Genomic DNA, 22,309 nt, shown 5'->3' with positions numbered 1-22,309 from the left:
GATGCAGCGGTTTTTCTTGAACCGCCGGGCAGCTGATATTGACGTCTCACGGGGAGCAGCCGAAAAACATGGCGCGTTTTATTTTCATCACTGGTGGTGTGGTTTCATCCTTGGGCAAAGGATTGGCTTCGGCGGCTTTGGGCGCGCTGTTGCAGGCCCGCGGATATTCGGTGCGTCTGCGCAAGCTGGACCCCTATCTGAATGTCGATCCGGGCACCATGTCGCCTTTTGAACATGGCGAAGTGTTCGTTACAGATGACGGGGCAGAAACCGATCTGGACCTTGGCCATTACGAACGTTTTACCGGCGTAGCCGCGCGCAAAACCGACTCGGTCAGTTCCGGGCGGATTTATTCCAACGTGTTGGAAAAAGAACGCCGTGGCGATTACCTCGGCAAGACCATTCAGGTGATCCCGCACGTCACCAACGAGATCAAGGATTTCATCGCCATTGGTGAGGATGAGGTTGATTTCATGCTGTGCGAAATTGGCGGCACCGTGGGCGATATCGAAGGCCTGCCCTTCTTTGAAGCCATCCGCCAGTTCAGCCAGGACAAACCGCGCGGGCAGTGCCTGTTCATGCATCTGACCCTGCTGCCCTACATCAAAGCCTCGGGCGAATTGAAAACCAAGCCGACCCAGCACTCGGTGAAAGAGCTGCGTTCGATCGGTCTCGCCCCCGACATTCTGGTCTGCCGGTCCGAAGGCCCGATCCCGACCAAGGAGCGTGAAAAGCTGGCTTTGTTCTGTAACGTCCGCCCCGATAGCGTGATTGCTGCGCAGGACCTCAGCACCATCTACGATGCTCCGCTCGCCTATCACCGCGAGGGACTGGATCAGGCGGTTCTGGATGCCTTCCAGATCAGCCCTGCCCCCAAGCCCGATCTGACCAAATGGGAAGACGTCAGTGATCGCATCCACAATGCCGAGGGCGAAGTGAAGGTCGCCATCGTCGGTAAGTACACCCAGTTGGAAGACGCCTATAAGTCGATAGCCGAGGCGCTGACCCATGGCGGGATGGCCAACCGTGTCCGCGTCAAGGTCGAATGGGTCGATGCCGAGGTATTCGATACCGAAGAGGCCGCCCCGCATCTGGAAGGCTTCCACGCGATCCTCGTGCCCGGCGGATTCGGTGAGCGCGGTACCGAAGGCAAAATCAAGGCTGCGCAATACGCCCGCGAACATAAAGTGCCCTACCTGGGCATCTGCCTGGGCATGCAGATGGCCGTAATTGAGGCCGCGCGAAATGCCGCTGGCATCAAAGAGGCCGGGTCCGAGGAATTCGACCATGAATCCGGTAAAAAACGTTTCGAACCGGTGGTCTATCACCTGAAAGAATGGGTGCAGGGCAATCACAAGGTCGAACGCAAAGTCGGTGATGACAAGGGCGGCACCATGCGCCTGGGCGCCTATGACGCGGTTCTGGCCGAAGGGTCAAAAGTGGCCGAAGTCTATGGCGGTACCGCCATCGAGGAGCGCCACCGCCACCGCTATGAAGTGGACATCAAATACCGCGACAAGCTGGAAAAAGCTGGTCTCAATTTCTCAGGCATGTCCCCCGACGGCCGGTTGCCAGAAATCGTCGAGTGGTCGGATCATCCGTGGTTCATTGGGGTCCAGTACCACCCCGAGCTGAAATCAAAGCCGTTCGACCCGCATCCTTTGTTCCGCGACTTTGTGCGCGCTGCCAAGGACACCTCGCGTCTGGTCTGACACCAGGCACGAAAGCAGATTGTATCGGTCAGCGCGAAAAGACTGTACGCGCTGACCCTTTGCACGGTTAACTGTCCGCAACTCAGAGATAGGAGACCGTCCATGACCGATCAGATCACCAATGCACTGACATTCGCGGCCCTGCACAAAAAGGGCGAACCGGTTATCCTGTACAATATCTGGGATGCTGGCAGTGCCGGTGCCGTGCGCGACGCTGGCGCCCAAGCCATTGCCACTGGAAGCGCTCCTGTTGCGATGGCACAAGGGTTCAGCGATGGCCAAAACATCCCGATGCAGGCCGCGCTGGACAATGCTCGCCGGATTGTCGAATCCGTTGATCTTCCGGTTACTCTGGATTTCGAAGGTGCGTATGCGGCTGATGCTCAGGGTATCTCTGCCAATGTCAGGCTGGCCCTTGAATCCGGCGTTGTCGGCTTCAACTTCGAAGACCAGATCATCGGATCAAATGAGTTGTACGATATTGAAACTCAGGCCGCCCGTGTCAGCGCGATGCGTGAAGGTTGCGATGCGGCGGGCGTTCCTGCGTTTATCAACGCGCGGACCGACATTTTCCTGAAGGCGCAGCCCGAAACCCATGATGATGCGATGCTGGAAGAGGCAATGGTCCGAGCACAAGCCTATTCAGATGCAGGGGCCAGCGGATTCTTTGCCCCCGGCCTACGGGATCAGGCCATGATTGCCCGGTTGGTAGAGTCAATCGACTTGCCGCTAAATATCATAGCATTACCCGGCACACCGGACACCGCCACTTTGGCTGGGCTGGGAGTCGCGCGTATAAGCTATGGCCCTGTACCCTATCGGAAAATGCTGGCCTGGCTGCAAGACGAAGCGCGAAAGGTACTCTGACCCAGCGCGCTATCCGGCTCTAGCAGGCGGTCTTTTGATCATTCTGAGCCTTGCGCGATAGTCCGTGCTTGGCGGGTTATCAAATATGGAATAATCTCTGACCATGTTGAAAAAACTCTTTCAGGCTTTCCGCCCGCCACAACACGACAATCTGCCCGACCCAGACGCTGAACTTGCACTCGGGGCGCTTATGGTGCGCGTTGCACAAGCGGACAGGGATTATAAGCTGGAAGAGATCAGCCTGATCGACCGTATCCTCGCCCGACTTTATCAACATAACGCGATCGAAGCCGCAAAGGTCCGCGCCACCTGCGAGAAACTGCACGCAGCCGCACCGGAAACGGACACGTTCGGTAAGCTGATCCGGGAAACCACGGACCTGCACGAGCGCTTGGCCGCTTTGGATGCCCTCTGGGAGGTGGTTCTGGCCGACGGGAATACAGATGAGGGCGAGATGAAAATCGTCGAAGAAGCCCGCATCGCCATGGGTCTGAGCTTTAACGACAGCAAGACCGCCAGAAAGCGTGTGCAAAGACGCTTGGAAGAGGCGTAAGGCCTCTCTATACCTGTCTCATGTTTAGTGATTTTCTGTCTCGACTGACCCAGCCTCAGCCCGCCCCTTTCACCGATGACGATGCTCGACTGGCCTTGACGGCCCTGCTGGTGCGCGTTGCCCGATCTGACAACGACTATGCCGACAGTGAAATGGCGCGAATCGACCGGATTTCGGTTGAACGCTATGACCTATCCCCGTTCGAAGCCGCCGGCCTGCGCGCCCGCGCCGAAGATCTCGAGGCCGAAGCACCGGACACCGTACGGTTCACTCGCGCAATCAAAGAGGCCGTTGCCTATGACGACCGCCTGGCAGTCGTTCAGGCCTTGTGGTCGGTCGCTCTGGCGGATGGGCACCGCACGGGTGAAGAGGATTCCTTACTGCGACTGGTCGTCAGCCTGCTGGGCATCAGTGATGTCGACTCTGCAATGGCCCGTCAAAAGGCTGCCAAATCTTGATAGCCATGCTGGGCATGTACGACATGCCTGCGCTGCGCCCTGCGAATGATCGGTTTTGGGCATCGATTCGGGATTACCTTGGCTATGGCCCCGCAAACCTAAACCGAGACCGGGATGTCTGGGATGTCTGGTTGGACCCGGATCTGGTTTTTGCCCAGACCTGCGGCATGCCCTTTCGCACCCGGCTGCATGGCAAGGTGCAGTTGGTTGGAACGCCGGATTACGCGTTGCCTGGCTGCCCACCTGGCCATTACCGGTCGGTTTTTGTAGCCCGCCGCCACGACCCCCGCGATCTTGATGAATTGGCCGATGGTGTTTTTGCCTATAATGAACCGCTGTCGCAATCCGGATGGGCCGCCCCAATGGTTCACCTTGAACGATACCACCGAACACCATCGTCGGTTCTGCAATCCGGTGGTCATGCGCTGTCTGCTCAAGCCATTTCCGAGGGCCGTGCCGATTATGCCGCGCTGGATGCACTGACATGGGAGATGCTGAAGGTCCATTCCGACCTTCCAGAAGCTCTGCGTGAGGTCGCCGAAACAACCCCAACCCCCGCGCTACCTTATATCACAGCGAAGGATCAGGACGCCGCTCAGATCGCACGCGCAGTTCGCAACGCGATTAAAACCATGTCACCGCAAGATCGGAACCTTCTGCACCTGCATGACCTGATCTCTATTCCTGCCAAAGATTATCTGCGCGTCCCAAATCCGTCGAAATTGTAAACTGCGATGGATAATTCATGATCAAATTGACCAGAACGCTTCGTCAAATTGACGGAATCACCCGCTTACTCTGTCATTTGCGCATTGCATTGATCTGATTTTTAAGCCCTAGTACCGCACCAACACCAATAACACCTGGACCAACCGTGACAGATTCAACTCCCGTCATTGAGATCAAGAACCTACACAAGAGTTTCGGCAATCTGGAAGTGCTGAAGGGTGTGGATATCACTGCCAGACGGGGCGATGTTGTATCTTTGATCGGGTCCTCGGGGTCTGGGAAATCCACTCTATTGCGGTGCTGCAACCTGTTGGAAGACAGCCAGCAGGGCGAAATCCTTTTCAAGGGTGAACCTGTTCGTTGGTCCGGTAACAGCCACACGCGCCGGCCTGCAGATGCAAAACAGGTTCTGCGCATTCGCACAAACCTGTCGATGGTTTTCCAACAGTTCAACCTGTGGGCTCATTTGACCATCCTGCAGAACGTGATGGAAGCACCTGTAACGGTATTGGGCCGTGACAAAAACGAAGTTGAAGACAGCGCACGCAGATACCTTGAAAAAGTTGGTATTGGCGACAAATGCGACGCCTACCCCGCACAGTTGTCTGGTGGCCAGCAACAGCGTGCCGCGATCGCGCGGGGGCTGTGCATGGAGCCCGAGGCGCTTTTGTTTGACGAGCCCACGTCGGCGCTGGACCCCGAATTGGAACAAGAAGTGATCAAGGTGATCAAAGACCTGGCTGCAGAAGGCCGCACCATGATCATTGTGACCCACGACATGAAAATGGCCGCTGATATCTCTAGCCATGTCGTTTTCCTTCACCAGGGCCTCATCGAAGAAGAAGGCCTGCCTGAAGATCTCTTTACTACCCCTGAATCTCCACGGCTTCAGGGCTTTCTTTCCGCCACTCAGGCGGCATAACTTCAGATCAGAACCAAAACTGGGGAGTATCCAATGAAAAAACTGATCCTGACCACTGCGGCCCTTGCGCTAAGCGCGGGCATGGCCATGGCAGACACCATCCGGATGGGGACCGAGGGCGCCTATGCACCTTGGAACTTCGTCAATGACGCAGGTGAGATCGACGGCTTTGAGCGCGAGCTGGGTGACGAGCTGTGCAAACGCGCAGACCTGACCTGCGAGTGGGTCAAGAACGACTGGGATTCGATCATTCCGAACCTGGTCTCGGGCAACTACGACGTGATCATCGCTGGTATGTCGATCACCGACGAGCGTGACGAGGTCATCGACTTTACCCAGAACTACACACCGCCGGATCCCTCCGCCTATGTAGCAATGTCGGATGACGCCGATGTTGCAGGTGGTGTGGTCGCCGCACAGACCGGCACCATTCAGGCTGGCTATATCGCCGAATCCGGCGCGACCCTGGTCGAGTTCGCCAGCCCCGAGGAAACCATCGCTGCCGTACGCAACGGTGAGGCCGATGCGGTTCTGGCCGACAAATCCTTCCTTGCCCCGATCGTCGACGAAGACGCAGATCTGCGCTTTGTGGCCGATGAGGTCCCGCTGGGTGGTGGCGTCGGCATTGGCGTCCGTGAATCCGACGGTGAGCTGAAAGAAAAGCTCAACGCAGCCATCCAATCCATGAAGGATGACGGCAGCCTGAACGAGCTGATCACCAAATGGGAAGTGTCTTCGACCTTCTAATTCTGATCCGGCGGCGTGCCCCAGTCTACGGGCGCGCCGCCCCAGCGCCTTTACCACCTGAAGAGGCCCGCCATTTTTTCATTCTGCACTGATCCCGACACGCTGGGAACCTTCCGTTGGTTCTCGTGCTATCTGACCAATGGTGTGCATTGGTCCTTTTACCTGTCCTTCCTCAAGGTACTGGCCCTACTTGCCGTGACGGCGCCCGTAGCGCTGGGTTTCGGGTTCGTCGGAGCCATGGCTGCCCGTTCGCACGTTCTGCCGGTCAGTTGGCTGGGTAAGGGTTATATCGCCATCGTGCGCGGCGTGCCGGATATCGCCTTTTTCATGTTCTTCGTGATTGCTTTGGATCAGGCATTCGAATGGACGCGGCATCAAATTCTCTGCCCGGACTGGACGGATTCGATCCGACAGGGCAACGACTTTATCGTCTGCCAATCTGCCAAACTGCCACTGGGCACCTCGCCGGAATGGGTGCACGAAACCTATGGGTTCTTTCTGGCTGTCATCACTTTCTCTATTGTTTTCGGCGCTTTCGCCGCCAATGTTCTGTTCGGCGGCATGCGGGCCGTACCCTATACACAGCTGGAAACCGCCGAAGCCTATGGAATGTCCCGCCGCCAGACATTCTGGAAAATCCTTGTGCCTCAGATGTGGGTTTATGCCCTGCCCGGTCTCAGCAATCTCTGGATGGTTCTGATCAAGGCCACACCGTTGCTGTTCCTTCTGGGCATCGAAGATATCGTGTACTGGGCCCGCGAACTGGGCAGCACCAAGACTCCGAAGTTTACGCAATACCCACACGGTGACTGGCGCATGTGGTATTTCCTGTTCCTGCTGGTTTTCTACCTTGGCTTCACCCGTATGTCCGAGATCGGGCTTGAACGCCTGATGCGCCGGCTGTCCCACGGACAGGCCACCGCCGCCGGAGAATTGCTGCGCAAGGAGACCACCGCATGAGCTGCTTGCAGACCATTCAGGACTACGGCCTGCGATCTCTTGGATATGGCGAGCGTCTGCTGCCAAAATCCGACTTTACCTTATGTGAGCACTTTACCCTGATTGGGTCTGGTATGATCTGGAATATCTATTTCGGAGTCATGGCGCTTGCGACCGGGTTTTTCCTTGCCACAGCACTGGCGCTTGGCAAAGCTTCACCCAGTTTCTGGCTGCGCAAACCTTCGGAATGGTTCATTTTCATCTTTCGTGGTTCGCCGCTGTTCATTCAGTTTTTCTTTGCCTATTTCTTCTTCCTGTCGCTGAAGAAATCCTATCCGATGTTCGATTCTCTGACGTCGGCCTGGATTGGGGCGCTGATCGTTCTGTTTCTGAACACAGCCGCCTATTCAGCCGAAATTTTCTTTGGCGCGCTCCGATCCATTCCCAAGGGCGATACCGAGGCTGCAGATGCTTATGGCATGTCCGGTTGGTCTCGCTTCCGGCGGATCGTCTGGCCCACCATGCTGCGGCTTGCCTGGCCCGCCTACACGAATGAGGCGATCTTTCTGTTCCATGCCACCACGCTGGTGTTCTTCTCGGCCTTCCCCGCCTGGCAGCAACGAGGCGATGCGCTGTATTACGCAAGCTATTTCGCGGACAAGACGTTCAACCCCTTTGTCGCCTATCCAATCCTTGCCTTCTATTTCATCTTACTGACGCTTGTGATCGTTGGGGGGTTCGGCCTAGTGAACAAGCATCTGAACCGTCATTTACCTGCGGAACGGAAAACAAAGATGCGCTTTCGCCTGAATCTGGCACGCTAAGAACCTACCGGGGATGCAGCCGCTGCAATCCCCGGAAAAGACAATTTCTCAAATAATAATCGGTACCGTTTTGAGTGAAGGCAGCCCTTCGATTTGCGCGGTGGCTTAGGGGCCGAACTAGCTTGCGAATTTTCTGGTAATCGGGGAGATGGTACCGCCTCCCTGGCTTGAACAGGGGACCTCTGGATCCACAATCAAGCGATTTAGTCCATTTTGTTGTTATTTTTCAATAAGTTAAAAACTATTCGATTTGAATTTATGCATTGTTTATGCAATCCGAATGACAGATATCGTGACAAAGAAAGCCATACTTACAATATATTGATTCTTTCAGGCGAAACTGGGCTTCAAAATCCTCTAGACCTCTAATTTGTCAGGTTAACTGACATCAGAGGTAGTTTTGTAAGTTAATGTTGTGACCTGTTATTTCGGACTTCTTGAAAAGAAACAGTATCATAGCCGAGTGATAGTCTGCCTTCGTGCTTCAGTCCTAAATTGCCGGAGACGTTTTGACGGTTAAGTACCTGCTACCAAATGTTCCACGTCAAAACCTAGCAACCGGATGCCTCGAATTGATCGGTTGTTGAAAGGTGGGCGTTTGGGGTCCCCCCACCCAAGCAGTTCCATGACACAGGCTTCACCAAATCCACTAAGCTTGTATCCGCCAAAAATACAATCATAGGCTCTCTCGATTGCATCGCCGGGGCCAGAAAGCAGATAGCCTACTGTTCGCACTACGTCTTCTACCCTGTTATTCTTCTGGAAGTCGATGCGCAGGCGTTCAAGACCGGGGAGATCTTCCCCGATATCCTTTGAGACAAATCGCAAACGTTCGAGAAACGCGTGGCAACCTGTAAGATACCGGAAAAGGTCATCGTAGCTTAGCTGGGCCAGTTCGTTTGGATTGCAGAGATAGGTCCGAATGTTTGCAATGTTCTCGATCTCTTCGGTAGCGTGATACATGTCGCCTTTCACAGTATCGTCTGTAGACTGCCAGAGGTGAACATATTCGGCTATGCGCTCGGCTCTGTCCTTGGGGTCGGCGAGCAATGGCTTCTCCCGCCAACCGCTCCCGCTCCCTTGCGTCAGACGCAGCCACCCAAGAAACCTTCCCATTTCTATCTGTGGGTCCTGCCCTGCATACTCAGGACGCCCAAAGCCATTCCGTTGAGCTACCTTCAGGATTTCGTGGTGTGCAGGAACTAGTATTTCATCATACTTCCGACGGAATCCTTGAATAAAGGTTCGTTCTTTTGACTTCTTCTCGCTTCCGACGACAATGCTTTTAGTGTTGGCTGGTCTGACAAATTTTTGGATGAATTTCTCAAAGGCAATCTCATCCTGTGGCTTATCCTTGGACTTGAACGCTTTCTCATATTCTCGGAGAACTTCTTCGTTCAACACATCTGCGTCGTTCCACAACTCGTCGAAAAGACCCGGCAGCGCGTAGAATGCCTCATCACGATCCTGCCTCAACAAGATGGAAAGCTCTCGGTTTGCCTTCAGACCGCTGTCGGTAAGGTTTGCGGAACCTACCAGCGCAACGTCATCGACTATGTACAATTTCGTGTGGAACTTGGAGTCTGTGAAATAGCGTACTTTGACCCGAGGATTCTCGAGAGCTTGTCTAAGCGCTTCTGGTCTCGTGATCGGTGAAAACCTAACAATAAGACGGACGTCACAGCCTTGGTCCGTCAGGGTCTCGATGGGTTCGGTCGTGGTAAAGAATGGAGCTGCTAAGAGACCCGATCTTGGATTTGTTCCTGCATTTATGAAAAAGTTTATCGTAAAGCCAGTTGAGCTCGTGTTTGCATAAAACTCAGAGAGTCCCATCACTTTCCTTTCGAATTTTCGGGGAAATCCGCGTATTTCTAGACGTGGACAGAGAAGTGCATTTGCACGATCCAATGAACAACACTTGGCAGCCCTAAGTTGGCGCAAGGCAACAGGCGGTATATGGAAGAACCATTTTGAAAATCTACCTCCAAGCGACGATCTGAATTGCGTCGGGACATCTTCCTCGCAATGTCAATGAAGCTAGTTCAAAATCCATATTTTGTTCTTCGCGTTGTGAATGCCTGTTCACCACCTTCAAGCAAGTCCTTAATCAACTGTTGAACAGAGTTTTTGTCGATGGAACCGCAGTCTTTATCCATCACTTTCGTTCGATCTCCTGCATCTTCGACTGTTGGAGTAAGCCCCACAATTTGATCGGCGTCCCCTAAAACAGGAATATTAGGGTTATGGCTGGAGAAGATGAACTGCCTGCGTTTTTTTCCTTCCCTCATAGTTGGAACGACATGCCCTGCGATAAAGTGGTTGTCCAAGTCGTCTTCCGGCTGATCAATCACTAGGGGCGCGTCTGCATCAAGCAACAAAAGCAAAAGTACGGCCGTTGCCTTTTGGCCAGCAGATAGGTTCTCCAGTTTCTTCCAATTTTGGACATCGCCTCGAACGACATTTAATTCAATTGCGGCTTCTGGAGGAATTCTGCATTCTTCAATCTCAAGTGCGGCTGCCTCACCGGCGTCCGCAATTTTCTTTGCGCTATGTTCCGTGAATCCATATTCAGAAACCAACGCATCACTACCCAAGCGAATAGTCTCTGCAAACTTAGACAGCGATAATGCATCTAGTTCTTCGAGCTTCCCATACGCTTGACTGATATTGCCATCGATGTGTTTGCGCAGAATGTCCTTCAAAGGTTCGATGTTTGTGCTGGGTTGAATTACTGCCTTCACAGTATCTTTTAGCTTTCTTGAAACCCTCTTTGCGGCCGTTTCAAGAGCTGAGTATGCACGTGCATCGACGCTCTCCCATTCGTCAATAATCCCTTGGCGTGTGCTGCGTAGGGTGCCAAGCTCGGCCTCGAGTTCCTCTTTTTCCTTTTGTTTCGGCTCTAGTCTAGCGACTTGATCATCGAGGCTAACGTATTCTTCTGGATCGTAACCTTCTTCTCTGAGCGCCTTCTTTACGTCTTCAAAGCGCCGGTTGGCTTCATCCTTTAGTGGGCTCCAGTTGCTTTGAATTTCCTTTAGATCATTGAGAGCCTTTGAATTCGCAGCGGTTAGAATCTCGGAAGCAGCACGCCACGCGTCATTGACATCTTGAGCGATTTTTTGAAGCGGTTCTAAAGTTGGACGATTTGGTAGTTTTTGATCCGCCTCTGCCGGTAATATTGGACCTGCAGTTTCACTAGACGGAGACAGCAGCTCTGACTGTTGTTTTAGAGCGGCAACCTTACTAGCCACGACTTCTAGCAATCGTTCCTCTGCTTGAATTGCAGTTTTTTCTTCAGCATGTTCCTTGAGTTTAGTGGCTTGAAATCTCTTTAATTTTTCGCGCAAGCCCGGCAACGCGTTTAAGGCTTCGTCCAACTCAGCAATTTTTTGACGTTTTTGAATTATGCCGGTCCGAGATGCGAAGAGGCGCGCCTTGATATCGTCCATTTCGACTTTGACTTTGGCATCGTCCCCGACAAATCGCTTCAAAATATCGGCGAGTTTAGCTTTATCACGGGTTAACTCTGAAATTTCATGCTGCCCGTAGACTTCAAGACCCGGAACTAAATCTAGAGGTCTAAGATCTTGTATTATATCTCCATTTTGATCTTTGACACGTGGCTCCTGTCCGTAGACACGCTGTACCAAATAGTATCCCGGTGAAGGTGTCGGCGAATGTAGTAAAACTGCTACGCTCGCTCGCTGCCCCATAAGCTCCTTCATCATAGATTTGTGCGTGCTGGAAGATTCCTTACCCTTCGGTTCAAGTCCAAAGGCATATCGAATACTCTCCACAATTGTGGATTTTCCAGCACCACGCCCCCCGATCAAAACATTTAGACCCGAATTTAGTGCAATTGATTGGCCGGACATAAGCCCTCGATCCCAAGAAACGGCAACCAGTCTTGTATAGTCAGTGGGTGCACCGTCTGAATTCAACAGAATGCGCCCATCAGCATCCAAGAATGCTTGCTTCAATCCTTCAATGGACACGTCTGTCATTTTGACCATGCAAGTCGCGCCATCATTCGAGAAGTCGTTCGGTTGAGACACGTCCGAAGCATTGACGAAAGCTACTGGGCGATCTCGTTTGTATTCTGGGTTCTTGTTCTTGCAGATTTGGAGATAATTACTGGGTACATCTGAGATTGGGCCAGGGATCGCTGCTGCTAAATGGTATTCAGACGTCCAAGCATTCACTCGAGTGCTGCCATTTAGTGTGGTCAGCAAACCTGCACTAGAGGTCACATGAGCCGTGATTGCAATGCCGCCCCTTTTGTGAACGAGTTGCAACAATTGCTCGCAGGTTTTGTTGGAAAGCGGTGACTCAACTTTCGAGTCCCGTAAATCACACGCGCCGATCAAAGCGTTCATGTCTGAGGCAGTGGTTTCAGGCGGAAATAGACAAAGAATATGCACGCCTTCCGAAGAGTTTGCTTCAAACGCCGGAAATACAGTAATTCCTTCTGACTTCAGACGATTGGATAAGGTTGTCGAAGCATCGAACCGGAAATGGTCAGTGATCGCGACCACTTGAATGCCGTTTTCTATGCACGCTTTGGCCATGGCATCATTGTAGTCTGCTTCATTTTCGTACTCTGATGGTTTTGCGTGCCGTTGTCCGTATTCAAAGGGGTTAACCTGAAAGGCACACCGGTAGAACTTACTACCGTTGGGTTTTCGTATTGCTGATACAATGCCTTCCGGTGTGGCTGTGTGAGCAAGCAAAGTCTCTAGACTCGGGTCATGATCGATCGGCATTATTCTTCTCCAGCGCACTCAAATTTTATATTTTTGCGCCGCATCCAATTGTTTGAAATGTTTGGGTTCTTCGAGACATTTGTAACGTCATTCACACACGCTTCAATAGCCATTTTTTACACACTATCAGCCCTCGGTTGTGCCTGCGAATAGCCAAATTTTGTATTCCAAGAGAAGCAATGCAATGTAGTTGATTGTAAATCTGACGCACCAAGCGGCGTCCTACTCTCGCAAAGACTGGAATCACCTTGTCTCTGCGTTGGGTCAGGAAAACTAACAATCTACCCTAGTGAACCACCGCAATTTGTATATCCGAAGGTGCATCATAGACTTCTGGATTCACAAGAAACCAATTCTCAAGAGGTCTCTAACCGGCGAAGTTGATGTCGACTCCCATGCCTTCGACAGCGTCACTTAGACTTACCTTCAAACGACGTAATCGACCGCCTAAACTTGGTGATATCAGGCAAAACCTGATTTCTTCTGTAAGAGAAAGCGACAATCAAGATGGTCTCAGTGTTAGTCAAAACATCATCTGCTTCAAGCCGCATTCAAGCAGTCAAAGTGCGTAAACAGTTGCGACTGTGGATGCATAAACTGAGCGGTCGACTGCATAAACTCTGCATAAACACCTGCATAAACAGCTTGACGCAAGCGAGGCTGACAAGCGCATTAACACTATATGTTATTGTTTTTAATGGAAAATTGTGGTACCGCCTCCCTGGCTTGAACAGGGGACCTCTGGATCCACAATCCAGCGCTCTAACCAACTGAGCTAAGGCGGCACTTGTGAAGGGCGATGTACCGAACGCGTTCACGGAATGCAAGAGGATTAAAGCTGAATTTTCCAGCTTTGTTCGACCAGATCAACCCCGAAGGAATGGACCGGTTTGCTATCCATCAACTGCCACCCAGTGGACCCATAAAGCGCACAGGCAGCCTTGTGGCTTTCATGCGTCCACAGCCTCATTTCAGTGTAACCGGCGCCGCGAGCAAAGCCCATGCAGCTCTCCAGCATCCGCTTTCCCAGGCCCATCCCACGCGCTTCGGGCAACAGCAAGAACAAGCGCAGTTTTGCGGTCGTTTCACTCAGGGCAACGCAGAAAATACTGCCCAAAGGTTTACCGTCACATTCGGCTATCCAGCCACGCTCGCGCTTGGCATCATGGTCCGAGATGAAATCGTCGAGGATTTCTTTCACCAACACGGCAAAAGAGTCGTCAAAACCCTCGTCTCGTGAATACAAAAGATCATGCACAGCCACCAACCACGGCGCGTCCAAAGCTTCAAAGGGTCTGATCTGAATAGAGTGCATCCCCTATTTGAACGCAAAGGTAACTTGATTCTCAAGCCTTTGCGCGCTAGCACGAACTCTCATCCCCGGAGGCACACATGAGCATCAATACCGAAAGTGACATTCAGGCGAATTTGCAGATCGGACCAACAGATCAGGGGATGGTGCGCCTATTCATCGAAGCGGAAAACCTTGAAATTCCAATGGATTTCGATCCGGAAGAAGCCGAAGAGATTGCCGATGAACTCCGTGCTGCTGCGCATGCCGCACGGGCGGTAAAAAGCTAACCTATCAGATTCTGGGATCTCTCAGGGACTGCAAGCGCCGGGCTGCATCTGTGGCAAATTTCTGGATCATCTTCTTCCGCCGGGCCGGAGCTATCTTGTCCTCTGGTGCCATACGCACGATCTCGGCGTCATAAGCATCGGCAATGATCAACCCGGTCTCGGCAGGCAACAGCTCGGTCGGAAACTCCGTATCCACTGCCCAGAAGAATCGATCACACCACTCCAAATAACCATGCCATTTGGAATCCGACTGGAAATCAGCGCGGCTTGATTTACATTCGATCACCCAAAGCTCACCCTTAGGACCCAGCCCCATCACATCAACCCGCAGTCCGCGTATAGGCACGAATTCCTCAACGGATACAAAGCCATGCGCCGTCAGGTGACGGGCGACGCCACGTGCAAGTCTTTGTCCGGGTTGCAGGTCCAATGTCATATCCCAAATGTGAACAATTAGTGAACAAATGTAAAGTGAGCCCATACGACTTGACATAATACCATTTGGTATCGCATTAATGTGAAACCAAATGGTATCTCTTTAGGTTGCATATGGAAAACCAAACTCAAAACGCGTTCCGCGCTCTGGCTGACCCTACCCGCAGGGACATTGTGCAGATTCTGGCACTGCAGGACATGACGATCGCTCAGTTGACTGATCGCTTCGACATGACCCGCGCGGCTGTCAAGAAACACCTGACCGTCCTGTCGGATGGCGGCCTGATTGCCGTCGAAGCCCGTGGCCGGGAACGCATAAACCGACTTGAACCAAAAGGTATGGCCCCTGTTCTGGATTGGCTCAGCTACTTTGATCAATTCTGGGATGAACGCCTTAACTCTCTTAAAGAAGCTGTTGAAAGGAAATCAAAATGACTGATGCCGTTCTAAGGAAATCCATCTTCCTGAGGGCCGAGCCCGAGACCGTCTGGGCCTACCTGACCGAACCCGACCGGTTGGCGGAATGGTTTCACAAACCCGAACGCCCCCTGGCGCAGGGCCAAAAGCTTGAGATGTTCGGAACAACCAGTGGCGACCTGCTGATCTGGGGAGAGGTCCGCGAGGCGCGCCCTCCGTCCTATCTGGAATATTCGTTCACGGTTAAGCCGATGGGAGACGCGGTCAGCATCGTGAAATGGACTCTGGAACCGGTGGCGGGCGGTACACGCCTGGACCTGCTGCACGAAGGTCTGCCGCAAGGTGCCGAAGCCTTTGGCCTGATCCTGGCGCTGGACAATGGCTGGGACGAGCATTTTGGCAAGATGCGCGTGGCCTTGCACGAAACTGTTGACGCCTGACCCCTTGTGCGAACCCGCCGGACGCCCTACTTAGGCCCGTGGCGGGTTCTGCCCTTCTTGTGACTGGTAGCATTCTGGTGGCCTTAAGCAATTCCGAGGGGGCTGGCTCTGTTCAGGTCCTGGCCTGATTACCTGGCGCCCACCTGTACATACAGGTCCTCGGGAATCAAACCGCACGGTTGACTGGTGGTCCCGCCACACTCGATCCAAACTCCGGCAGGAAATAGCCGGATTTACGAGCTCTGGGTTCTGACCTGCGGGCCAGATCGCGCTAATCATACCTGGAGCAGACAGGCATCAAGAAATGCTTTTACGGGTTCGGGTTTCCGAATGGCGCGGGGCTGCACAATCACAACATTGAAATACCCGATATCCTGTGCCAGCGGACGCGCGACGACCGCATCGCCTTCTATCGTGCGGCTCGCCTCTGGCGGAAAACCAACCAGCGTGAACCCAAGCCCTTTGCCAACATAGGCATGCACCAACTCTCGTGATTGCGAGGTCAGCGGCACTTCTGGATCAAGCCCGGCGGCCTGCAACAGGTCAAGATAGCTTGGACCCGGACCGGAACGCGACACTGCTATGTAGGGCAAGCCTGTCAGCTGCTCAAGCTGTACGCTGTCGGCATGCGCCATAGGGTGGGAGGCCGGAAGTAAAACCAGAGGCGCCAGTTCTTTAAGTACTTCAACGTGATGACGTTGGGGATCAAACCCTTGATCAAACACCACAAGCGCGTCCAACTCGCCCGCATCCAGCGCAGCAACGAGGTTCGGGAAATCATCCTCAACAACCTCGATGCGGATACCGGGATGGCTTTGGCGAAAAGCCAGAACAGCTGGTAGAATGATCTTCTGCGCAATTGCATAGTGTGTCCCGATCACAATAGACCCTGTTTTACCCTCAGCCATCACAGCGGCTCGATTGCCGAGCGCGCCTGCTTGCATCAGCAACGCTTCGGAATCCGTCAAAAAGGCTGCGCCATCGCGGGTCAACCTCATCCCGCGTGCGGGAAAGCGGTCAAACAACGTCAAACCAGTGACATCTTCGAGCTTGTCGATTGCCGATGAAATAGCGGCGGCCGAAACATTCAGGTTCCTGGCTGCCTGCGCGATACCGCCACATCGCGCCGTCTCGGCAAAGAACGACAACTGGCGCAAAGTGAAACGTATCATCAATAAAATCTTCTTTTTTCAAATTTTAAATCAGTTTTTTCGACCTTTAGCAATGCGTTACCCTGCGTTTGAAACTCAGGGAGAAAGCAGATGGACATCAGACCACTTACCGGCAGTGTGGGCGCAGAGATCATCGGCGCCGATATCCGAGACGGCAGCCAGTTCGACGCCATTCATACGGCCTTTGCTCAGCACTCTGTCATCGTACTCAGAGCGCAGGATGTCGGCCCGGATGAGCATCTGGCGTTTGCCCAACGCTTTGGCGCGATCAACATCAACCGCTTCTTCAGGCCGGTCGATGGGCATCCAGAAATCGCTATGGTGCTGAAGGAAAAGGATCAGAAAGAGGCCATCGGAGAGGGCTGGCATACCGATCATTCCTACGACCAAATCCCGGCGATGGGGTCTATCCTGCATGCTTTGGAAACCCCGCCCTTTGGAGGCGACACGCTGTTCGTCTCGATGGGTGCAGCTTATGAGGCGCTGTCACCTACCATGCGGAGCTTTCTGGATGGGCTCTGGGCGGTTCATTCCTCTCGGCACGTTTTTGGAACAAGCACACAGGACAGTGAAGCGGCGCAAAGTGGTCGGCTAAGCAATGCACAGGCAGCCACCCAAGACGCGCGACATCCTGTGATCATAAAACACCCCCTCAGCGGGCGGCGCGGTATTTATGTGAATCCAGTGTTCACAACCCATATCGAAGGCCTGAGCGCTGATGAATCAGCAGCCATCCTTGCAATGCTATATGACCATTGCCAGCAACCCGAGTTCCAATGCCGCATTCGTTGGCAAACAGGCGACATGACCATCTGGGACAACCGGGCCACATGGCACAAAGCGGTCAATGACTATCATGGATTTCGACGATTGATGCACAGGGTTACCGTGGAGGGTGTCGCCTTGTCTGCCGAATGACCCGAACCCTGTCAGACAAAAGTCACAACGCAGTCAGACTAAAACTGACGCCCTGACCTACCAATTACGGCGGGCAAGCTCTGCGTCCACCTCAGCCGGCGTGTCACCTGTCTTAACGCCCAGTACGTGCCTCTTGTTTGATCAAGGCAGGCTTTAGCCTGACAGAAACCGGCGTTCCACCGCGCGGACCGCCGGGTTTTTCGGCCATGCTCATAATGGCATAGGCAAACTGTACACCGGCAAAGACGATCCCGTTCATGAACCAGATCATCGCCAGACCAACAAGGCCGATATCAGAACCAGTAATCAGATGACGCAGGTTGGCGACATTCAGGGCCAGAAGCACCCCGACAAAAATTGCCGAGATGGCAAAGCCCCAGGCCACTTGCGTGATATACAAACGGATCAGTTTGGGCATGGCGGACCTCATTGCGCTGTAATATTCAGTTTAACGCATACTTGATCCGTGTAAACGCGTCAGAACGCCTCGGGCTTGGCCTCGTGCGCCATGTGATCCAGCACTGCGTTGACAAATTTGGTCTCTTTACCTTCGGGGAAGAAGGCCCGCGCCACATCGACGAATTCAGTGATGACCACCTTGGGCGGTGTGTCGTTCTGTGTCAGCTCTGCTCCGGCGGCCCGGAAGGCCGCGCGCAGGGTCGGGTCGATCCGGGCAATCGGCCATTTGGCAACCAAAGCGCGATCGGTCATCTGATCGATCGGCGCCTGATAATTGACCGCATCTTCAACCAGCTTGCGGAACAGACGAATATCGCCGTCCAGCATTTCATCGCCCTCATAGACGGCGCCAAAGCGGTGATCCAGAAACTCGGTCACAACCTGATCGGTTGTCTGACCCGATTGCTCCATCTGGAACAGCGCCTGCACGGCATAGAGCCGAGCGGCGGATTTCATCAGGCGTTTCTGGTTGGCCGGTTTTGGCGCGTCTGTCTTGGTCATGCTGTTGTGGGTCCGTTGCTGTCGCCCGCCACAAGGATGGACTCGGACGGCGGCTTGAACCCGACGCCCTTTTTGGAAGAGCCCCACTTACGGCTGAGCGCGATCAGATGCAAGGCCGCAGCGGCAGCCCCACCCCCTTTATTCATTTTTTCCGGATTGGCGCGCACTTCGGCCTGATTGTCATTCTCGACTGTCAGTATACCGTTGCCGATGCACAGCCCCTGCAGACCCATCAGTTGGATGGCACGGCTGGAGTCGTTGCAGACGGTTTCGTAATGCGTGGTCTCTCCGCGAATGACACAGCCCAGCGCGACATAGCCGTCAAAATTGCACTGACGGTCCGCCATGGCGATAGCCGTCGGGATTTCCAAGGCGCCGGGCACTTCGACCACATCACAGGTGCCGCCTGCCCCTTCGATCTCGGCCTTTGCGCCAGCCACCAGATTGTCAGCGATGACGCGATAGAACGGGGCCACAACGATCAACAGCTTGACGGGTTTGTCGAATGTCGGCGTTGGCAGCAAGCCGTGTTTGTCTTGTTCAGCCACAATCAGTCCTCCCTGAGGATTGAACGGGTCCCGACAATGGACAGGCCAAAAGCGTCGAGCCCGAGATAAACGGTTTCCGGCGAGTCGGTCAGCAGCACAAGTTCCTGGATCCCCATCTTGGACAGGATCTGCGCCCCCAGACCGGTTTGTTTGATGGTGCGTGGGCCCTCATCTTCAGCCGCATAGAGCGAGTTGCGCGGTTGGCGGAACAGACAGACCACACCGCGCCCTTCATCCGCAATCTTTTCCATCGCGCGCGGCAACTCACGTGAGGATTTCGGGCCAAGACCCAGAATGTCGGGCGCCTCGTGCAGCGCATGGGTCCGGGTCAAAACCGGCTCGGGCGTGGTGATGTCACCCTTGACCATCACGACATGTTCGATGCCATGGGTCTGATCGGTGAAAATCCGCATTTCCCAGTCGCCGCCATATTCGGATGTGACGGTTTCCCGAGATGTCTCAACCACCAGATTGTCATTGCGCGACCGGTAGGCGATCAAGTCGCTGATCGTGCCGATCTTCAACCCGTGTTCCTTGGCGAATTCGACCAGGTCAGGCAGCCGCGCCATGGTTCCGTCAGGGTTCATGATCTCGCAGATCACACCCGAAGGGTTCAGCCCGGCCAGGCGTGAGATATCAACGGCGGCCTCGGTATGGCCCGCGCGCACCAGCACCCCGCCCCGCTTGGCCCGCAAGGGGAAGACGTGACCCGGCGTGGCGATATGGGCCATCGTGTTTTGCTCGTTGATCGCAGTCGCCACAGTCAGCGCCCGGTCACCAGCGGAAATGCCAGTCGACACTCCCTCGCGCGCTTCTATCGACACGGTGAACGCGGTCTCATGACGTGACGAGTTGTTCACCGCCATCATAGGCAGACCCAACGTGTCAATCCGTTCCGCCGTCATTGGCAGGCAGATCAGGCCGCGACCATGGGTGGCCATGAAATTAATTGCCTCAGCATCAGCGAACTCGGCGGCAATCACCAGATCGCCCTCATTCTCGCGATCTTCGTGATCAACCAGGATGTACATCCGGCCTTTGCGCGCCTCGTCGATGATCTCTTTGATCGGGCTGATTGCCGCGCGCAGCTGGGCCTCGACCGGTCCGGGAGTTTCAAAGCTCATGGGGCAGCCTTTCACATGCCAAGTTTGACCGGGTGGATAGACCACCGCGCGGTCAAAGACCAGACCGCATGCGGCACCGTTCCGGTCAGACGCGACGTTGAATTGTGGACTAGGACATTTCAGCGAGGCGCGCGACATAGCGAGCCAGCGTGTCGATCTCAAGATTGACCCGGTCGCCGATGCCGACATCCCCCCAGGTCGTCACCTCTTTTGTGTGCGGAATGAAGTTGATACCAAAATCGCACCCGTCCACATCGTTTACGGTCAAAGAAGTACCGTTCAGCGCAACTGATCCCTTGGGTGCAATGAAGCGGGCCAGATCTTTGGGTGCGCGCAAGGTTACCCGCGTGCTGTCGCCCTCGTCCAGAACGGCGACCACTTCTGCGACGCCATCAACATGACCAGACACGATATGACCGCCCAACTCATCTCCGACCTTCAGCGCCCGCTCTAGATTGACACGTTTGCCGACGGTCCAGCGATCCAGATTGGTTTTCGAAACGGTTTCCGCGCTGATTTGCACATCATACCAGTCTTCGCCCAATGCGATGACTGTCAGGCAAACGCCGTCGCTGGCAATGGATGCACCAATATCAATCCCCGGGGTATTGTAGGCGGTTTTGATCCGCGCCCGCAGATCGCCTTGCTGCTCCAGTTCGGTGATGGTGCCGATATCTGTGACGATCCCCGTAAACATTGCGTTAATCCTCTGTTTCTAACCTGATGCCAGCGCTCACCGTCGAGGTAAGCGTAAGCGCGCCTACGGGCAAGCCCCAGGTTGCCGCAAATACGACAAACAGGCATAATTCCTCATCTAACGACAAGAGCAGCAGAAATGTCACCACTCAACGGCGCTGCGCAAAAACGCGTATTTCTTTTCCTGCAAGGACCGCACGGGCCGTTTTTTGGCGCGCTTGGTAAGATCCTGCGCGCAGCGGGTTCCGAGGTGTGGCGCGTGGGTTTTAACGCCGGGGATCAGGCCTTCTGGTCTGATAAGGCCAGCTTTATTCCCTATGCTGGCAAACCCGAGAACTGGCCGGTAAAATTTGTTGACCTGGTTGTCGGCCGCGAGGTGACAGACATTGTCCTGTATGGCGATACGCGTCCAATCCACGCCCAAGCCATCCGCATCGCCCGCGCCCACGGGATCACTGTTCATGTTTTCGAAGAAGGGTATCTGAGGCCCTGGTGGGTCACCTACGAACGCACAGGTACGAATGGCAATTCGCATCTGATGAATCTGGAAGTTACCCAGATGCAGCGAGCGCTGGAGCGTACTGATGCGCCGATGCCGCCCCCTCCGACGCATTGGGGTGATATGCGACAGCATATTTTCTATGGCGCGCTGTATCATTGGTTTGTTCTGTTCCTGAACGGCAAGTATCGCAATTTCCGAACCCACCGTGACCTATCGGTTTCGAAAGAGTTCAGGCTGTATTTCAAACGGCTGGCAATGATGCCGTTCCACAGAATCCGGCGGCGTATGGCGACGGAGCGAGTCCGGCGGGGCGGGTTTCCCTATCACTTGGCATTGCTGCAACTGGGACATGACAGTTCGGTTCAGTCACACTCGGACTTTGACTGCATGTCCGAGTTTCTTGAGCAGGTACTGCACGGTTTTGCAAAAGGCGCACCAACGCACCATCATCTGGTCATCAAAGAACACCCGCTGGAAAACCATCGGGAACCATTGCGCCAGGTGGCACGCAAACTGGCCAAAACACTGGGTATCGCTGATCGGGTCCATTATGTACCCGGGGGCAAACTGGCCACATTGCTCAACGAAGCGAGCTCGGCCGTGACGATCAATTCAACTGCGGGTCAGCAGGTATTGTGGCGCGGCATTCCTCTGCGCGCCTTTGGCAAATCGGTCTATGACAAGCCCGAATTTGTTTCCAGCCAACCGATCACTGATTTCTTTTCCAATCCAGATATCCCCGATACCGAAGCCTATCAAAGCTATAGGCGTTTTCTGCTTGAAACCAGTCAGGTCCCCGGCGGGTTTTATTCACGCCGTGGGCGGCGACAGTTGCTTAGGCGAGCCGTGGATATGATGCTAAGGGCGAAAGATCCCTACCAATCCGTGCTGACCGACAAAGAGGCGCGGACGCCACAGTTGAGGATCGTTGAGTAAATCACCCCTCTTGATGCTGGCGATTGCAGTTGGAAACAAGTACGCTGCTGGAAACAAAAGACCAAA

24 protein-coding genes and 1 tRNA gene are annotated in these 22,309 nt (G+C 54.0%); 14 read left to right on the top strand and 11 right to left on the bottom strand.

Annotated elements, in window-relative coordinates; genetic code table 11:
- Positions 1-68 precede the first annotated feature (68 nt).
- The 9 genes from pyrG (at position 69) to AC2FJ5_RS18545 (ending at position 7,751) form a co-directional block, all read left to right on the top strand.
- Positions 69-1,712, top strand: a complete 1,644-nt coding sequence (pyrG, locus tag AC2FJ5_RS18585) for a CTP synthase (protein WP_142634602.1) — start codon at positions 69-71, stop codon at positions 1,710-1,712.
- A gap of 102 nt (positions 1,713-1,814) precedes the next feature.
- Entirely contained in the window at positions 1,815-2,579 is a 765-nt protein-coding gene (locus AC2FJ5_RS18580) for an isocitrate lyase/PEP mutase family protein (RefSeq protein ID WP_142634604.1), read from the top strand.
- 103 nt (positions 2,580-2,682) lie between these two features.
- Positions 2,683-3,132, top strand: a complete 450-nt coding sequence (locus AC2FJ5_RS18575) for a tellurite resistance TerB family protein (RefSeq protein WP_142634606.1) — start codon at positions 2,683-2,685, stop codon at positions 3,130-3,132.
- A gap of 20 nt (positions 3,133-3,152) precedes the next feature.
- Entirely contained in the window at positions 3,153-3,590 is a 438-nt protein-coding gene (locus tag AC2FJ5_RS18570; protein ID WP_142634608.1) for a tellurite resistance TerB family protein, read from the top strand.
- Positions 3,591-3,595: 5 nt separating this feature from the next.
- Positions 3,596-4,318 (top strand): phosphate/phosphite/phosphonate ABC transporter substrate-binding protein, encoded by a 723-nt coding sequence (locus AC2FJ5_RS18565; protein ID WP_496751358.1) that lies wholly within the window; start codon positions 3,596-3,598, stop codon positions 4,316-4,318.
- A 146-nt stretch (positions 4,319-4,464) separates the two neighbouring features.
- Positions 4,465-5,241, top strand: a complete 777-nt coding sequence (locus tag AC2FJ5_RS18560; protein WP_496694986.1) for an ABC transporter ATP-binding protein — start codon at positions 4,465-4,467, stop codon at positions 5,239-5,241.
- A gap of 33 nt (positions 5,242-5,274) precedes the next feature.
- Complete coding sequence (locus AC2FJ5_RS18555; protein ID WP_271946303.1) at positions 5,275-5,988, top strand: transporter substrate-binding domain-containing protein; 714 nt, start codon at positions 5,275-5,277, stop codon at positions 5,986-5,988.
- 72 nt (positions 5,989-6,060) lie between these two features.
- Complete coding sequence (locus AC2FJ5_RS18550; RefSeq protein ID WP_142635158.1) at positions 6,061-6,948, top strand: ABC transporter permease; 888 nt, start codon at positions 6,061-6,063, stop codon at positions 6,946-6,948.
- On the top strand, positions 6,945-7,751 hold the full coding sequence (locus tag AC2FJ5_RS18545; RefSeq protein ID WP_142634616.1) for an ABC transporter permease: 807 nt from the start codon (positions 6,945-6,947) through the stop codon (positions 7,749-7,751). Before AC2FJ5_RS18550 ends, AC2FJ5_RS18545 begins: the two co-directional genes overlap by 4 nt.
- 516 nt (positions 7,752-8,267) lie before the next feature.
- Here AC2FJ5_RS18545 and AC2FJ5_RS18540 read toward each other — a convergent pair.
- The 4 genes from AC2FJ5_RS18540 to AC2FJ5_RS18525 form a co-directional block, all read right to left on the bottom strand.
- Positions 8,268-9,659, bottom strand: coding sequence for a phospholipase D-like domain-containing protein (locus AC2FJ5_RS18540; protein ID WP_496794279.1), 1,392 nt, complete (start codon positions 9,657-9,659; stop codon positions 8,268-8,270).
- 134 nt (positions 9,660-9,793) lie between these two features.
- Positions 9,794-12,514, bottom strand: coding sequence for a TrlF family AAA-like ATPase (locus AC2FJ5_RS18535; protein ID WP_496794278.1), 2,721 nt, complete (start codon positions 12,512-12,514; stop codon positions 9,794-9,796).
- Positions 12,515-13,222: 708 nt separating this feature from the next.
- Positions 13,223-13,299, bottom strand: a tRNA-His gene (locus tag AC2FJ5_RS18530).
- A gap of 47 nt (positions 13,300-13,346) precedes the next feature.
- Positions 13,347-13,829 carry a GNAT family N-acetyltransferase gene (locus AC2FJ5_RS18525; protein WP_496690787.1) on the bottom strand — a complete coding sequence of 161 codons (483 nt, stop codon included), beginning with the start codon at positions 13,827-13,829 and terminating at the stop codon, positions 13,347-13,349.
- 77 nt (positions 13,830-13,906) lie between these two features.
- Here AC2FJ5_RS18525 and AC2FJ5_RS18520 point away from each other — a divergent pair, with 77 nt between their 5' ends.
- A complete protein-coding gene (locus AC2FJ5_RS18520) occupies positions 13,907-14,095 on the top strand; it encodes a DUF6324 family protein (protein ID WP_142634620.1) in 189 nt (62 codons plus the stop codon).
- A 4-nt stretch (positions 14,096-14,099) separates the two neighbouring features.
- Here the strand turns inward: AC2FJ5_RS18520 and AC2FJ5_RS18515 are convergent, their stop codons facing one another.
- Positions 14,100-14,531, bottom strand: coding sequence for an MmcB family DNA repair protein (locus AC2FJ5_RS18515; protein ID WP_496690788.1), 432 nt, complete (start codon positions 14,529-14,531; stop codon positions 14,100-14,102).
- A gap of 113 nt (positions 14,532-14,644) precedes the next feature.
- Between AC2FJ5_RS18515 and AC2FJ5_RS18510 the strand changes: the two genes are divergently transcribed.
- Both AC2FJ5_RS18510 and AC2FJ5_RS18505 read left to right on the top strand, forming a co-directional pair.
- Positions 14,645-14,965, top strand: a complete 321-nt coding sequence (locus tag AC2FJ5_RS18510; RefSeq protein ID WP_496700015.1) for an ArsR/SmtB family transcription factor — start codon at positions 14,645-14,647, stop codon at positions 14,963-14,965.
- Positions 14,962-15,387: an SRPBCC family protein gene (locus AC2FJ5_RS18505; RefSeq protein ID WP_281972322.1), complete on the top strand. Its 426-nt coding sequence runs from the start codon at positions 14,962-14,964 to the stop codon at positions 15,385-15,387. The genes AC2FJ5_RS18510 and AC2FJ5_RS18505 overlap by 4 nt, the downstream gene beginning before the upstream one ends.
- A gap of 275 nt (positions 15,388-15,662) precedes the next feature.
- Here the strand turns inward: AC2FJ5_RS18505 and AC2FJ5_RS18500 are convergent, their stop codons facing one another.
- Entirely contained in the window at positions 15,663-16,559 is an 897-nt protein-coding gene (locus AC2FJ5_RS18500; RefSeq protein ID WP_496700657.1) for a LysR family transcriptional regulator, read from the bottom strand.
- A gap of 90 nt (positions 16,560-16,649) precedes the next feature.
- On the opposite strand from AC2FJ5_RS18500, the gene AC2FJ5_RS18495 reads away from it, so the two are divergent.
- The gene (locus tag AC2FJ5_RS18495; RefSeq protein WP_496794277.1) at positions 16,650-17,477 is read left to right on the top strand and encodes a TauD/TfdA dioxygenase family protein; all 828 of its coding nucleotides are present in this window, start codon (positions 16,650-16,652) and stop codon (positions 17,475-17,477) included.
- 112 nt (positions 17,478-17,589) lie between these two features.
- On the opposite strand, the gene AC2FJ5_RS18490 is transcribed toward AC2FJ5_RS18495, so the two are convergent.
- From AC2FJ5_RS18490 to AC2FJ5_RS18470, 5 genes are all read right to left on the bottom strand, one after another.
- Positions 17,590-17,895: a hypothetical protein gene (locus tag AC2FJ5_RS18490; protein ID WP_496794275.1), complete on the bottom strand. Its 306-nt coding sequence runs from the start codon at positions 17,893-17,895 to the stop codon at positions 17,590-17,592.
- Between the two features lie 59 nt (positions 17,896-17,954).
- On the bottom strand, positions 17,955-18,437 hold the full coding sequence (nusB, locus tag AC2FJ5_RS18485) for a transcription antitermination factor NusB (RefSeq protein ID WP_496794274.1): 483 nt from the start codon (positions 18,435-18,437) through the stop codon (positions 17,955-17,957).
- Entirely contained in the window at positions 18,434-18,985 is a 552-nt protein-coding gene (locus AC2FJ5_RS18480) for a 6,7-dimethyl-8-ribityllumazine synthase (protein WP_496794273.1), read from the bottom strand. Before AC2FJ5_RS18480 ends, nusB begins: the two co-directional genes overlap by 4 nt.
- Positions 18,986-18,987: 2 nt before the next feature.
- On the bottom strand, positions 18,988-20,109 hold the full coding sequence (gene ribB, locus AC2FJ5_RS18475; protein ID WP_496690792.1) for a 3,4-dihydroxy-2-butanone-4-phosphate synthase: 1,122 nt from the start codon (positions 20,107-20,109) through the stop codon (positions 18,988-18,990).
- Positions 20,110-20,218: 109 nt separating this feature from the next.
- Positions 20,219-20,806 (bottom strand): riboflavin synthase, encoded by a 588-nt coding sequence (locus AC2FJ5_RS18470; protein WP_142634640.1) that lies wholly within the window; start codon positions 20,804-20,806, stop codon positions 20,219-20,221.
- A gap of 138 nt (positions 20,807-20,944) precedes the next feature.
- On the opposite strand from AC2FJ5_RS18470, the gene AC2FJ5_RS18465 reads away from it, so the two are divergent.
- Complete coding sequence (locus tag AC2FJ5_RS18465; RefSeq protein ID WP_496794271.1) at positions 20,945-22,243, top strand: capsule polysaccharide biogenesis protein; 1,299 nt, start codon at positions 20,945-20,947, stop codon at positions 22,241-22,243.
- Positions 22,244-22,309: the final 66 nt, after the last annotated feature.

It is taken from the genome of Ruegeria sp. CDSA221, assembly GCF_059611825.1.
The sequence above is the reverse complement of the archived record's forward strand: the minus strand, read 5'-3'. Positions and strand labels throughout refer to the sequence as shown.

Excerpts from the sequence above, each read along its gene's own strand:
- pyrG (WP_142634602.1), top strand. The coding sequence starts at position 69 with ATGGCGCGTTTTATTTTCATCACTGGTGGTGTGGTTTCATCCTTGGGC.
- AC2FJ5_RS18580 (WP_142634604.1), top strand. The coding sequence starts at position 1,815 with ATGACCGATCAGATCACCAATGCACTGACATTCGCGGCCCTGCACAAA.
- AC2FJ5_RS18575 (WP_142634606.1), top strand. The coding sequence starts at position 2,683 with ATGTTGAAAAAACTCTTTCAGGCTTTCCGCCCGCCACAACACGACAAT.
- AC2FJ5_RS18570 (WP_142634608.1), top strand. The coding sequence starts at position 3,153 with ATGTTTAGTGATTTTCTGTCTCGACTGACCCAGCCTCAGCCCGCCCCT.
- AC2FJ5_RS18565 (WP_496751358.1), top strand. The coding sequence starts at position 3,596 with ATGCTGGGCATGTACGACATGCCTGCGCTGCGCCCTGCGAATGATCGG.
- AC2FJ5_RS18555 (WP_271946303.1), top strand. The coding sequence starts at position 5,275 with ATGAAAAAACTGATCCTGACCACTGCGGCCCTTGCGCTAAGCGCGGGC.
- AC2FJ5_RS18545 (WP_142634616.1), top strand. The coding sequence starts at position 6,945 with ATGAGCTGCTTGCAGACCATTCAGGACTACGGCCTGCGATCTCTTGGA.
- AC2FJ5_RS18535 (WP_496794278.1), bottom strand. The coding sequence starts at position 12,514 with ATGCCGATCGATCATGACCCGAGTCTAGAGACTTTGCTTGCTCACACA.
- AC2FJ5_RS18525 (WP_496690787.1), bottom strand. The coding sequence starts at position 13,829 with ATGCACTCTATTCAGATCAGACCCTTTGAAGCTTTGGACGCGCCGTGG.
- AC2FJ5_RS18520 (WP_142634620.1), top strand. The coding sequence starts at position 13,907 with ATGAGCATCAATACCGAAAGTGACATTCAGGCGAATTTGCAGATCGGA.
- AC2FJ5_RS18515 (WP_496690788.1), bottom strand. The coding sequence starts at position 14,531 with ATGACATTGGACCTGCAACCCGGACAAAGACTTGCACGTGGCGTCGCC.
- AC2FJ5_RS18510 (WP_496700015.1), top strand. The coding sequence starts at position 14,645 with ATGGAAAACCAAACTCAAAACGCGTTCCGCGCTCTGGCTGACCCTACC.
- AC2FJ5_RS18505 (WP_281972322.1), top strand. The coding sequence starts at position 14,962 with ATGACTGATGCCGTTCTAAGGAAATCCATCTTCCTGAGGGCCGAGCCC.
- AC2FJ5_RS18500 (WP_496700657.1), bottom strand. The coding sequence starts at position 16,559 with ATGATACGTTTCACTTTGCGCCAGTTGTCGTTCTTTGCCGAGACGGCG.
- AC2FJ5_RS18495 (WP_496794277.1), top strand. The coding sequence starts at position 16,650 with ATGGACATCAGACCACTTACCGGCAGTGTGGGCGCAGAGATCATCGGC.
- AC2FJ5_RS18490 (WP_496794275.1), bottom strand. The coding sequence starts at position 17,895 with ATGCCCAAACTGATCCGTTTGTATATCACGCAAGTGGCCTGGGGCTTT.
- nusB (WP_496794274.1), bottom strand. The coding sequence starts at position 18,437 with ATGACCAAGACAGACGCGCCAAAACCGGCCAACCAGAAACGCCTGATG.
- ribB (WP_496690792.1), bottom strand. The coding sequence starts at position 20,109 with ATGAGCTTTGAAACTCCCGGACCGGTCGAGGCCCAGCTGCGCGCGGCA.
- AC2FJ5_RS18470 (WP_142634640.1), bottom strand. The coding sequence starts at position 20,806 with ATGTTTACGGGGATCGTCACAGATATCGGCACCATCACCGAACTGGAG.
- AC2FJ5_RS18465 (WP_496794271.1), top strand. The coding sequence starts at position 20,945 with ATGTCACCACTCAACGGCGCTGCGCAAAAACGCGTATTTCTTTTCCTG.